This is a genomic window from Verrucomicrobiia bacterium, assembly GCA_019634635.1.
GTDB lineage: Bacteria > Verrucomicrobiota > Verrucomicrobiia > Limisphaerales > UBA9464 > UBA9464.
The window spans coordinates 60,892-72,986 of the sequence record JAHCBB010000018.1; the positions used below are offsets into that span (position 1 = coordinate 60,892).

A 12,095-nucleotide genomic window follows, 5' to 3' on the forward strand; every position below is an offset into this window, starting at 1 on the left:
TGGCTGCGCCGCGCCCCGGGATCCCGCCATGAAATTCTCGAATTTCCAACCCGACATTTTCCCGGCTCTGCGGTTCAGGCAATACAAATATAGTGACAGGTTCAATAACGATTGACGGCAGCGACTGAAGCGGACAGTGTCGCCCTCATGCGCATGGCACGGATCAAGGCGAGGGCCGAAGCAGGACAGACGGGGGTGTATCATTGCATCTCCCGGGTCGTGGGTGGCGAGCGGTTGCTCGATGATCTGTGCAAGGAGAAGCTCGCCGAAATCCTCATCAAACTCGCCCGGTTCTGCGGGATCGAGATCATCACCTACTGCATGATGGGCAACCACTTCCACCTGCTCCTGCGTGTCCCGGCAGCCGGGGAAGTCCCGGATGCGGAATTGCTGCAACGATTGGAGGAGTTCTACGGAAAGAATGGCGTCCTAAGCGTCGTGGCCCGGGAGGATGTGGCGAAACGCGGGGCTTTGGATCCCATCTTGCGCCAGTCGCTGCTGGAACGGATGGGCGATGTGTCCGCCTTCATGAAGGAGTTCAAACAGCGCTTCAGCCGTTGGTACAACCGCCAGAGCGGACGCTTTGGCACGCTGTGGGCCGAACGTTTCAAGAGCGTATTGATCGAGGACAACCCGGGGACGGTCCGCATGGTGGCCACGTACATTGACCTCAATCCGGTCCGGGCCGGAATCGTGCAGGATCCCAAAGACTACCGGTTTTGTGGCTATGCCGCGGCCTTGGCGGGCAACCGCAGGCTGCGCAGCGGGTTGATGAGCTGCTTGTCGCCGGCAGCCTGGGGGGAGGCGGCCGCGGAATATCGGCGGAGCCTCTTCGTGACGGCTGGAAGTCCGGGGCGCAGTGACACGGTGGCCTTGGATCGGGAGACGATTCTGGAGGAATTGCGGCGCGGCGGCGCATTGAGCCTCCCGCAGGTGCTGCGACTGCGCGTGCGGCACCTGACCGATGGGGTGGTGCTGGGATCCAAGGCGTTCGTAAACGAGGTGTTTGTCCAACACCGGGAACGCTTCGGTGCCAAACGCAAGGACGGGGCGCGGCGGATTCGCGGCGTACCCTTGCCTGAAATCTGTGTGCTCAGGGATCTGCAGGTGCGCACGGTCGCCTAAATTGCGGAGTTTCCGTCTCGCGTATGCGAGAGTCGAACGGGTCGCCGCCGCCGCCGGGTCCCATTCACCGGCGCTTCCCACCTTGTCCTGGCGACAGGATCAACGTCGGCATTGACCCTGTGGCGTCAGCGTCCCCGTTTGCGCTGCCAGACGCCCTCAGTGAATCCATTGCTTCCACACCCGGATTCGGGGGTGCTGTCGGCCGCAATTTCACAGGACCGCGCCAGGCGCTGCTGGGTTCAGGAAGGGCCCGGTTCGACCGGTCGCATTGCCATGGCGCGTCGGTCTGGTCGAAAAGCAGCGAGGCGCCGCGCGTGCTCCAAGGCGCTTCGAGCGTCCTGAAACCAAGAGGTGCCGGCTTGACAGGAATTTCTGTAGTGACAGAACTATCGGTATGGAAACGTTGACGGCACCCGAACAGAAATTTGTCCTCCACTGGGGTGAGATGGGGGCACGGTGGGGCATCAACCGCACGGTGGCGCAGGTGCAGGCGTTGCTCTTCCTCTCGCCGCGCCCGATGCCGGCCGAGGAGGTGCAGGAGATTCTCGGGGTGGCCCGGTCCAATGTGAGCAGCAGCCTGCGGGAACTTCAGGGGTGGGGCCTGGTGCGGCTGGTCCATCTCCCGGGGGACCGACGCGACCATTTCGAGACCAAGAAGGATGTGTGGGATCTGTTCCGGACCGTGCTGGAGGAGCGCAAGAAACGGGAGGTGGATCCGACGCTCGCGGTGCTGCGGGAATGTCTGGCCGAGGCGGAGGCCGACCGGGGCACCAGCGAATACAGCGAGACGCGCCTCCGGGAGCTGCACGACTTTTTCGACACCACCAACCGGTGGTACTCGCAGTTTCGAGGATGGCCCGTGGCGGCCGTGAATCGCCTGGCGCGGCTTGGGGACAAGGCCTTCCAGTTGCTCAAACTGCCCGGCGCCGCCGGCGTGGGCGGAAGGGAAGCCCGATGAAGACTGTCAGCGCGTCGGGTCCGGTACCCGCCCCTCCGGACGGTTTTCCCGGGGCGGCTTCGGGGTGGGTGTTTTTTGACGCCATCTGCCCGGTCTGCATCGGCATTGTGAACCGGTGGGGGGGGCTCTTCCGGCGTCACGGGTACGTGTTTGTGCCGCTGCAGGAGCCCTGGGTGTCGCCGGTCCTTGGGGTGAGCTCGGAGGAGTTGCGCCGCGAAATGAAGCTTCGGCGCCGGGACGGCGTGGTGATCGGCGGGATCGAGGCGTGGAGGGAGTTGGGGCGTTCGCTGCCCTGGATTCGCCCGTTGGTCGCCCTGGCGGGCTGGCCTGTCCTCCGTCCTCTTGCCGACGCCGCCTACCGCTGGATTGCGGCCAACCGCTATTGCCTGGGCGGCGTTTGTCCCGGACCGGAGGGTCCATCGCGGCATCCGATGCGCCGCAGCAGTGCCGCCCTCGAACTGCCCTGAATCGGGTGCGCCCCCCGCGGCCGCAGGACTGGCATCGGCTTTGACGCGCGGCCCGGGGGGAGCCTCACCTCCAGGGGTGCGGATGGGCGGTTCTGGTGCGATGAGGCTCCGCCGAACCGAACGGCCAGCCGCAGGTTGGATCTGTGGCGAGTCCCCACGCGGACGGCTCGTCGGAGGTCCCATCGGGTGAGGTTCAACCTCCGTCGGAGTGCCAGACTTCTTGCAGAATGGGGCGTCTGGCGGTACGCAATGGGGAATGAAGCCTTGGCTGCTCCTCGCATTGATGATGTTGACGTCCGTGTCCAAGGCTCAGCAGGCGGCTCCGCCCGTTGTGAACCTCGTTCGGGTGGAGGCGGCGCCCGTTCAGGCCGGTGGTGCGGGCGGGGCAGGGGGTGCGGCCGGTGCGGGCGCGATCGGTGGCATCAGTCATGTGACCCGTCCGGGATCACCCGCGGTGTCCATCCGGGCCGGGGCCTCGTTCTTCGCCGCCGGAGGCCTCCAGGGCATCGTGGCTCCCGTGGCCCCGGGAGCAGCCGGTGGTCCGGTGCTCGTGGCCACCACCGGGCCGCGGACTGTGGCCCCGGCCGGCGTGCCGCCCGCGCTTCAGGCCCTTGCGGATGCCGGCGATGTCCGGGCCCGTCAGGCCCTGGCCGTAATTGCGGCCACCACACCGCGCCCGGCGACCGCCCGGCGGCGGTGACGCCCCGGATTTCCACTTCCCAGACCGCGTTCCGACAGTATCTTGCGCGCCTTGCCGCGGCGCCGGGGCGCAGGACCCGCCGCCGCCACGGACTCCATGGACGCCGCACACATCCGCAATTTCAGCATCATCGCGCACATTGACCACGGGAAGACGACCCTTTCTGACCGGCTGTTGCACCGCACCGGCACCGTGGCCACCCGGGACATGGAGGACCAGTTGCTCGACGCGATGGACCTGGAGCGAGAGCGGGGAATCACCATCAAGGCGCATCCGGTGACCATGCTGTACCGCGCCCTCAACGGGGAGGAATACGAGCTCAACCTGATTGACACCCCGGGACACGTGGATTTCGCGTACGAGGTCTCCAGATCGCTGAGCGCCTGCGAGGGCGCGCTGCTGATTGTGGACGCCGCCCAGGGTGTGGAGGCGCAGACGGTTGCGAACGTCCATCTGGCGATGAAGGCGAACCTCCACATCATCCCGGTCATCAACAAGATTGACCTGCCGCATGCCGACATTCCGCAGGCCCGGCAGCAACTGGAGGACATCCTCGCCATCCCGGCCGAGGAGGCGGTCTTGGCCAGCGCGAAGGAGGGGATCGGCATCGAGGAGATCCTGGAGGCGATTGTCCACCGGATCCCGGCCCCGAAACCCACCGGCGGGAAGGCGCTGCAGGCCCTGATTTTCGACTCGTACTTCGACACCTACAAGGGCGTGGTCATCCTGGTGCGGGTGTTCAACGGGGAGCTGCGTGCCGGCATGATGGTGCGGCTGCCGCATTCGGGAAGAACGGTTGAAGTCAAGGAGGTCGGTTCATTCAACCCAAAGCCTTACACCCGTGAACGGCTGGAGACCGGCGAGACGGGGTTCATGACCGCCAACATCAAGTCGCCGCGGGAGGTGAAAGTGGGCGACACCATCCTCGACTCGCGCAATCCGGCCGCCGAGCTGCCCGGATTCCAGGAGATCCACCCGATGGTTTTCAGCGGCATCTACCCCATCAACACGGCGGACTACGAGTCTCTGAAGCAGAGCATGGCCAAGCTGCAGCTCAACGACTCCGCGCTCACGTTTCAGACCGAGAGTTCGGTGGCGCTGGGGTTTGGACTCCGGTGCGGGTTCCTGGGGCTGCTGCACATGGAGATCGTGCAGGAGCGGCTCCGGCGGGAGTTCGACATGGACATCATCGCCACGTACCCCAGCGTGGTGTACCGGGTCCGGATGACGGACGGCACGGAACGGGAGGTGGACAATCCGGCGCTCCTGCCGGACGTGACGTATATTGACACCATCTTCGAGCCCATGGTGAAGACGTTCGTGATCTGCCCGGGCGAAAACATCGGGGATCTGATGGGGCTGATCTCCGAGAAACGCGGGGTGATCGCCCAGACCGAGACGCTGGACGCCCGGCGCGTGATGATGACATGCCGGATCCCGATGAACGAGATCCTCATTGATTTCCACGACCGCATCAAATCCATCACCCGCGGGTACGGCTCGATGGACTACGAGCCCGACGGTTATGAGGCCAGCGAGATGGTGAAGCTCGACATGATGGTCAATGGCGAGGTCATGGAGGCCTTCTCCAGCCTGGTGCACCGCAGCAAGGCGGAGCACCGGGGCCGCCTGCTGGCCGCCAAGCTCCGGGACGTGATCCCGAGGCAGCAGTTCCAGGTGGCGATCCAGGCGGCCATTGGCGGGAAGATCATCGCCCGGGAGACCGTCAGCGCCCTGCGGAAGGACGTTACGGCCAAGTGCTACGGCGGCGACATCTCCCGAAAGCGCAAGCTCCTGGAGAAGCAGCGGGAGGGCAAGAAGCGGATGAAATCGCTGGGATCGGTGGACATTCCCCAGGAGGCGTTCATCGAAGTGCTGAAGACCAGTTGACCCGTCGCGGCCTCCATCCTTGAACCCCGGCACGCCGACGCTGTCCCTCTCCCCAACCTTGTCATGCATCTCCTTCGCTGGTTGACCTCCCGGACCGTCCGCAAGGCGGGCGAGCTCGAGGACGCCGTACGGAAAGTGCTCAACCACCAGCGCGACGTGCTGCCGCCCAACGCGGTCGGGGCCGTCGAGGACTCGCTGCGCACCTTCAAGGCGGCGGTGCGGGACGGCGCGTCGTCCCGCGAGATCGAGGCGCAGATGAAGTCCCTCGAACAGGTGGCCGGGCAGTGGCTCCAGACCTACCCGAGGCATTCGCTGCGTGAAAACCTGGTGATGCTCCTCGAGATCGCCGTGCTCATCGTGGGCAGCCGCGCCTTTCTCATCCAACCGATGGTGATCCCGACCGGTTCGGCCCAGCCCACCCTGTGGGGGGTCACTTCCCAGGACCTGCGCGAGGTGCCTGGCGGACGCATCCCGTCGCTGCCCGTCCGCCTGTGGGAAAAGGTGATGGGCGGTGTGAGTTACTACCATATCACGGCACCGGCCGACCTGGAGCTTCGCGGCTTCCAGGAACAGCCCAGGACCATCGTGCCGTTCGTGAAGCGCCAGGAAATCCTGACCAGTGCGGGACCCATTCCGGTCTGGTTTCCGCCGGAAGGATTTGCGCAGCATCTGGGCCTGCTGGACGCCTCCGGCCGGCCGAAGCAGCTGCGGTTTCGCAAGGGAGAGGACCTGGTCTTTGCCCGGGTGGTCACCGGCGACCATTTGTTCGTGGAGCGCATGACCTACAACTTCCGCCGCCCGCAACGTGGCGAGACCATAGTTTTCCGGTCCGAGCATCATCCCGGCATGACCCCCGACACGCACTACATCAAGCGGCTCGTGGGCCTCGGCGGCGAGACCATCCGGATCGGGAACGACCGCCACGCCTACATCAACGGCCGGGAATTGACCGCGGCCGATCCCGGATTTGAGCGGGTGTACTCCTTCAATCCCGCGACGCCGCCCCGGCCCAACGTGTATTCAGGGCATGTGAACGGAACCGTCTGGCAGGCCGTCGCCGGGAATTCGGGGCCGACCCGGAACTTCCCCAACGGCGCCGCCGAGGTCCGGATCCGCCCCAACCATTACGTGACCTTCGGCGACAACACCATGAACAGCGCAGACTCCCGGTCCTGGCCGGTGCCCGACTTCCCGCAGGAGCAGGTCATCGGCAAGCGATGGATGGTGTTCTGGCCGTTCGTGCGCGAGGGGCGCTGGAATGCCGGATGGGGCGCCCGGTAGGGTGGGTCATTCGGCCTGAGGCGCCCCGGAAACGGTCACCTGCGGGTGTGCCGCGAGATAGGCGTCCACATCATCCGTGACGACCAGGGTGCCCCACATCAGGGTCCAGTGGCCGGGGAACGTGCAGACGTACTCATAGTCGCCCGGAGTCGCCGGGGCGGTCAGTTTGAGGGTTTCGCGGCGGCCGGCATCCAGCATGCGGGTCGCGGCGAGCACCGGAACCCCGGCAGGAATGTACGCGCGGCCCTCGGAGTCGAGCTCGTCGGGGCGCATGTTCTCTGAAGCCACCGCGGCCCGCTCCCGCATGCCGGGCGGCACAAACACCAGGTTGTGCGGCATGAAGTCGTCGTTCTCGAGGATCACCTCGAAGGGCTTGCCGGTCTCCACCACCAGCCGCGGGGTGTCGTAGCGCATCTGTTCGCGGACGGTGCGCAGGACGAAAACCGAGACGCCGAGTTCGCGCAGTTCGCGGCGCAGCGCGGCGGCCTCGGGTGAGGGCAGGAAGCCGGCGAGATCTCCGGCGGCCTGGACGGTCTCCACGAAGTCCTGCGACGACCGGTCGGACGCGGGAACCGCCCGCGCCCACGCCCCCAGTCCACGGGCCGCTGCGGCCGCCTGATCCTTCGGCCATGTGGCCCGCGGCAGGGTGCGCAGCGCACGGGTGGCCTCCGGGACCTGTTCCCCACGCCCGATCAGGCCGGTGAGCGACGCAAAGATGGCCTCCGGCTCGCTGTTCATGCTGACACTCGCCCGGATTGCCGCGCGGCGCAGCGCGGCCAGGGGATCGCCACCCACCGGGACGCTCACGCTCTCCGTGGGTGCCGCAATGCCCTTTGCCTGGAACACCTCGCGCCGCTGTGGATCCAGCACCGTGAGCGTGAAGCCGTCCAGCCGCCGGCCCAGGTTTCCCTCGTTGCGGTTCCAGACGACGACGGCATCCACCGGATGCGACCCGCCCAGATCCACCTCCCACCACGGCTGATCCTCGTTCTCCACGGTATGGGTCTGGGTGCCGCTGCCAAAGGAGCCGTCTGTGCGCCCATCAATGGCCCGCGAGGCCACGCCGCCGTTGGAGACGCTCGACTGCCGGGCCTGTCCTCGGGTGGCGATGTTGTTGCCGCCGCTCAGCACCTGCACCTCGGCCAGCGTGAGGGTTCCGCGGCGGGGGAGTTCGATGCGGACGAATCGCGCGTCGGTCCCCGGATGATCGCGGAGGGCCGACGCCAGGTCCGGAGGCAGGTCGCCCAGCAGCGGGAGCACCCGGCGCAGGGCAAGGGCCCGGAAATCGGCATCGGTCAGGATTGGGATGCCGTTCACCAGATCGGTCAGCGCTGCCGGCGAACCGGCCGCTTCGGCCCACACGCGGTCGAAGCCGCCATCGGCCAGGGCGCGTGCCGCCCAGGCGGCCTGGCGGACTTCCGGGCTTGGGGAGCCGGAGGCCAGGGCGGCGAGCCGTCCAGAGACCTCCCGGAGATCCGGTGCATTTTGCAGCGGCAGCAGCCGCGCGAGCGGGCCTGCCGCCGGGGAGTTCGTCCCCGCGGCGGCGTCCACAGCCGCCAGCAGTTCGGTGAGCCGGTTGGTGCGTCGCAGCCGCGCAAGCCGGTCGAGGGCCACGCTGCGGTCGGCCTCGTTGAGGTCCGCGCGAAACACCAGGGCCTCCAACACCTCCGGAGTTCTCGGAGCCTTGAGCAACTCGGCCGTGCTCAACCGGTCAATCAGGTAGGCAAAGCCGACCGGGTTGTCCCGGGCGATGGGAGCGCCCGAGGCAATTGCGGCCCGCCAGACCGGCTCGAGCTGGCGCATCGTCTCGCCGAGCGTGTAGTTCAGATAGTAATCCGTCGGCTGCTTCCGGATGGCGAGGGCCACATCCACCGCCTCGGGGTCCCGGTAGAAGCTGGCGGCGCGGACGGCCTCCAGACGGACGCGCGGCTCCGGATCCTCGGCGAGCTTGCGGAACAGCGCGAGGGCGTCAGGCACGCGGTCACGCCAGTAGCAAAGCACCCGGGCCGCCGCCGCGCGGGCACGTGGTTCCTCGGAGTTCAGCATCCGCTGCAGGAGGTCGCGGTCCACCACGTTGTGCCACTGGTGAACCCAGAGGGCCTCCATCATGTGGTGCTCATGGGCGGGATCCTTCGGGTCGAGGGTCTCCACCCAGCTGCGAAGCGCGGCGATCACCTCGGGCGTCGGGCGGGCGCCCAGCTCCACCTTGGCCAGTTGCCGGGTGCCGTTCTCCGGTTCTTTGAGCAGGTCCAGCAGATGCGGCACCGGCTGGCCGTGGATCTTGGGCGGTGTCAGCAGCGGCCGTTCCTCGTATGTGATCCGGTAGATGCGGCCATGAATGGAATCCCGGTTGGGGTCCCGGAGGTGATGCTGCATGTGGCCGATCAGCGGCTTGTGCCAATCAGAGAAATAGATCGCCCCGTCGGGTCCGATGCTGATGGCGATCGGGCGGAAATTGGGATCGGTTGAGGAAATCAGGTGGGGCAGGGTCTCGCCCTTCAATCCCGAGCCCTCCTCGTTGACCTGCACCCGGAAAATGCCGAGGAAGCTGATGACATTCAGGTTCAGGAAGTTCCCCTGAAATTCGTCGGGGAAGTGGCGGCTGCTCAGGATCCCGGTGTCGGGACACGGCCGCGACGGACGGTCCCAGAATTCGCGCATCCCCGAGTGTTTGGCCGGGTAGTCTATGTGGCCGCTGAAGGCGGGCCCGAAATAGGTGTTGTTGCCGGTGGCATCGGTGATGAGGTCGTTGCCCCAGTAGTCGAACACCCGTCCGTGCGGATTGGCGAACCCGTAGGCCACGTAGGTCTCGAACCGTCCCGTCCGCGGCTCGAACCGGTAGATGGCGCCGTCGTCATTGCGCACGGGTCCGCGGGCCGTCTCCACCTGCGTGCGGTGGAAGACGCCGTCGCTGAGGTAGACCGACCCGCCCGGGTCGAGGCAGAGGGCATTCGCCGTGTGGTGCGAATCGGCGGAATCCATGCCCATGAGCACGCGCTCCTTCCAGTCAGCCCGCCCGTCGCCATCCACGTCGCGGATGAACCACAGGTCGGGCGCCTGCATGAGCAGCACGCCATCCTTGTAGAACTGGAAGCCGGTCGGGCAGTTCAGGTCGCCGATAAAGCGGGTCATCCGGTCGGCCCGGCCGTCCCCGGTGGTGTCCTCGAAGATCAGCAGGCTGTCCCCCTCGGTGCTGTCGGGGGTGCGCTCGGGGTAGTTGGGCCAGACCGCCACCCACAGGCGGCCCCGGGTGTCCCAGGCCATCTGCACGGGATTTCTCAGTTCGGGGAACTGCTCCTCGCTGGCAAACAGGTTGACCTTCATCCCGTCATGGACGGTCATCCTGCTGATGGCCTCCTCGGCGCCGAGGAAGGTGAACGAGCCGTCGGGATTGGTGCCGCGCTTGTTGGTGGGGACTTTGGTGACCGGGGGCAGGTTGCTGTCGTCAATCTCGGGGTTCTCGCCGCGCGCCACCGCCCAGATCCAGCGGTCGCGGTTGGCGGTGAGGGTGTCGCGAACGGTCATCTCCTCCTGCATGACCTGGTAGTTGGAGATGTACGGGGGCGGTGGATTGCGGTCCGAGATGAAGGGACCCTTGTCAGGCTGGTACGCCAGTGCCGAGCGGCCGCCGTAGACGTTGTAGCCGTCCACGGTGCGGTACCGGGCGTGCCACTGGGCGTTCTTCTCGTTGATGGCCGCCCGGAGGCGTTCCCGGTCGCCACCCGGAGGTTCGACCCCAAACAGGGCCCGGTACAGCACTGGCGCCATCGCCCGATCCCCCGCATCCGTCAAAAGGAATCCGTTGAAGGTCAGCGCCTGATTCCCGGACGCCGCCTCCGCATACAGGGCCAGGGACGGGTCGAACAGGTTGACGAACTGAACGTCGTTGTCTCGGGCCACAGCGGCCATGGCATCGGTGTAGAGGCGGAGATTGGCGTTGATTGGTGCCGGATCCTGGATGTCCGGGTCCGGGACTTTTTCAGCGGCGATGGGCGAGACCAGCACGAGGCGCGGGGCGCCGCGCCCGCTGTAGTTTTGCGCCCGGGTGTGCCGGATGAAGGCCTCCAGGTCCCTCCGGAAGCCGGGCAGGCCTTCCGGTCCCTTGAACGACTCGTTGAATCCAAAAAACGCGAGGACCACGTCGGCCTTGACCCGTGCAAGCCACTCGTCGGGTGAGCCGAAATTCTCCGAGCGATGACGCGTGACCACTTCGTCCCCCGCAACGGCCAGATTTCGGAACACCAGCTCCCGCTCCGGCGCTCCGGCCACCACAAGGGTCTCGAAGTGGCCGCTGTGCTGCATGCGGTCCGCCAGGGCGTTGCCGATCAGTGCAATGGGGTCGCCCGGCTTGAGTTCCAGGCGCTCCGGGGGCGCGGCGTGACCGCCAACGCACGCGGGAAGCAGGCTGGCGATGAGGACGAGGAGCGGGGGCAGGGTCAGAGGACAGCGTCGCATTTTTTGGGACGATACCGGCGCACTGACCGACCGGCAACGTGCCATTCGCCGATCATGAGCGTCCGCTGTGTGGCGCGCATCCCGACCTTCCAAAAGGCGGAACGTGCGCGGTGTGTGTCCCTTGTTGACGAAGGAGCGCGGCCTGGTGTGGGGAAAGGAGCGGTGCCGGAGGACCTTACACCGAAGGGTCCCCAGACCCGGGAAGGCTCCGGCACCCGCGGCCGGTCGGCGCATTGACATCCATACTTTGCATGGCAAAGTAAGCGCATGGACGATCCTCAGGCTGCGGAGCATCTCCAGGTCATCCGCACCATCATGGAGCGGGCGGCGCTTTACCGGCGCGCGCTGGCGCCGATCTCCATCACCGCCGGCGTCCTCGGTGGGATTGCTGCCGCATCCGGTTGGTTTGCCGGTCTCGACGCGGCCCGCAGTTTCACCAGTTTCTGGCTGGCGGTTGGCGCCGCCACGCTGGCCGCCTCCCTGTTCATTGTGCGCCGACAGGCCCTCCAGGCGGACGAGCCATTCTGGTCGCCACCCGCCCGCAGAATCGCCCAGGCGATGATGCCGGCACTCGTCGTCGGACTGCTCGCCGGTTTGATGGTCCTGCTTCCGGGCGCGTCGAATTCCCGTGCAGCCTGGTGGCTGCCAGGCGTCTGGATGGTGCTGTACGGCTGCGCGACGCACGCCGCCGGATTTTTCCTCCACCGCGGGATCCGGGTTTTCGCGGCCGTGTTCATCGCATCCGGGGCCCTGGTGCTGCTGTACGTCAACGCCCGCCTGTCCGCGGGCGACCTGCCGGCGCTCCGCTTCGCCCATGTCGTCATGGGCGCGGCCTTCGGGGGACTGCACCTGGCCTATGGCGTCTATCTGGCCGCCACCGAGCGCAGCGTCCCGCCCGCGTGAACCCGGAACCCTTTCTCCAGCTGGATCGCGTGATCCATGAGAAGGGACGCCTGGCGATCATGTCCCTGCTCGCGGCCTCCCCGAGCCTCCTGTTCACCGAAGTGCGCGACACGTTGCGCATGACGGACGGGAACGCCACGGCGCACCTGCGGACGCTGCTCGAGGCGGGCTACATCTCGGTCACCAAATCGCTCGAAGGCGGACGCGCTTCCACCACCTACGCCCTCACCGCCACCGGTCGCCGCGCCTTCGCCCACTACGTGGATCTGCTCGGGCAGATCGTCGCCCAGACCCGCCCGCCCGATGCCTGAATCGT

At 66.7% G+C, this 12,095-nt stretch carries 9 protein-coding genes; 8 read left to right on the plus strand and 1 reads right to left on the minus strand.

What is annotated here, in order from left to right:
- Nucleotides 1–153 precede the first annotated feature (153 nt).
- From KF791_13160 to lepB, 6 genes are all read left to right on the plus strand, one after another.
- On the plus strand, nucleotides 154–1,125 hold the full coding sequence (locus KF791_13160; protein ID MBX3733532.1) for a transposase: 972 nt from the start codon (nucleotides 154–156) through the stop codon (nucleotides 1,123–1,125).
- Between the two features lie 394 nt (nucleotides 1,126–1,519).
- Nucleotides 1,520–2,083, plus strand: coding sequence for a GbsR/MarR family transcriptional regulator (locus tag KF791_13165; protein MBX3733533.1), 564 nt, complete (start codon nucleotides 1,520–1,522; stop codon nucleotides 2,081–2,083).
- Complete coding sequence (locus KF791_13170; GenBank protein ID MBX3733534.1) at nucleotides 2,080–2,550, plus strand: DUF393 domain-containing protein; 471 nt, start codon at nucleotides 2,080–2,082, stop codon at nucleotides 2,548–2,550. The genes KF791_13165 and KF791_13170 overlap by 4 nt, the downstream gene beginning before the upstream one ends.
- A gap of 256 nt (nucleotides 2,551–2,806) precedes the next feature.
- Nucleotides 2,807–3,250 carry a hypothetical protein gene (locus KF791_13175; protein MBX3733535.1) on the plus strand — a complete coding sequence of 148 codons (444 nt, stop codon included), beginning with the start codon at nucleotides 2,807–2,809 and terminating at the stop codon, nucleotides 3,248–3,250.
- 96 nt (nucleotides 3,251–3,346) lie between these two features.
- Nucleotides 3,347–5,140 (plus strand): translation elongation factor 4, encoded by a 1,794-nt coding sequence (gene lepA, locus KF791_13180; GenBank protein MBX3733536.1) that lies wholly within the window; start codon nucleotides 3,347–3,349, stop codon nucleotides 5,138–5,140.
- 63 nt (nucleotides 5,141–5,203) lie between these two features.
- Nucleotides 5,204–6,421 (plus strand): signal peptidase I, encoded by a 1,218-nt coding sequence (gene lepB / locus KF791_13185; protein ID MBX3733537.1) that lies wholly within the window; start codon nucleotides 5,204–5,206, stop codon nucleotides 6,419–6,421.
- Nucleotides 6,422–6,427: 6 nt separating this feature from the next.
- Here the strand turns inward: lepB and KF791_13190 are convergent, their stop codons facing one another.
- The gene (locus KF791_13190) at nucleotides 6,428–10,876 is read right to left on the minus strand and encodes a HEAT repeat domain-containing protein (protein MBX3733538.1); all 4,449 of its coding nucleotides are present in this window, start codon (nucleotides 10,874–10,876) and stop codon (nucleotides 6,428–6,430) included.
- Nucleotides 10,877–11,143: 267 nt separating this feature from the next.
- Here KF791_13190 and KF791_13195 point away from each other — a divergent pair, with 267 nt between their 5' ends.
- Nucleotides 11,144–11,779 carry a hypothetical protein gene (locus KF791_13195; GenBank protein ID MBX3733539.1) on the plus strand — a complete coding sequence of 212 codons (636 nt, stop codon included), beginning with the start codon at nucleotides 11,144–11,146 and terminating at the stop codon, nucleotides 11,777–11,779.
- Nucleotides 11,776–12,090: a transcriptional regulator gene (locus tag KF791_13200; protein MBX3733540.1), complete on the plus strand. Its 315-nt coding sequence runs from the start codon at nucleotides 11,776–11,778 to the stop codon at nucleotides 12,088–12,090. The genes KF791_13195 and KF791_13200 overlap by 4 nt, the downstream gene beginning before the upstream one ends.
- Nucleotides 12,091–12,095 lie beyond the last annotated feature (5 nt).

Excerpts from the sequence above, each read along its gene's own strand:
- KF791_13160 (MBX3733532.1), top strand. The coding sequence starts at position 154 with ATGGCACGGATCAAGGCGAGGGCCGAAGCAGGACAGACGGGGGTGTAT.
- KF791_13165 (MBX3733533.1), top strand. The coding sequence starts at position 1,520 with ATGGAAACGTTGACGGCACCCGAACAGAAATTTGTCCTCCACTGGGGT.
- KF791_13170 (MBX3733534.1), top strand. The coding sequence starts at position 2,080 with ATGAAGACTGTCAGCGCGTCGGGTCCGGTACCCGCCCCTCCGGACGGT.
- KF791_13175 (MBX3733535.1), top strand. The coding sequence starts at position 2,807 with ATGAAGCCTTGGCTGCTCCTCGCATTGATGATGTTGACGTCCGTGTCC.
- lepA (MBX3733536.1), top strand. The coding sequence starts at position 3,347 with ATGGACGCCGCACACATCCGCAATTTCAGCATCATCGCGCACATTGAC.
- lepB (MBX3733537.1), top strand. The coding sequence starts at position 5,204 with ATGCATCTCCTTCGCTGGTTGACCTCCCGGACCGTCCGCAAGGCGGGC.
- KF791_13190 (MBX3733538.1), bottom strand. The coding sequence starts at position 10,876 with ATGCGACGCTGTCCTCTGACCCTGCCCCCGCTCCTCGTCCTCATCGCC.
- KF791_13195 (MBX3733539.1), top strand. The coding sequence starts at position 11,144 with ATGGACGATCCTCAGGCTGCGGAGCATCTCCAGGTCATCCGCACCATC.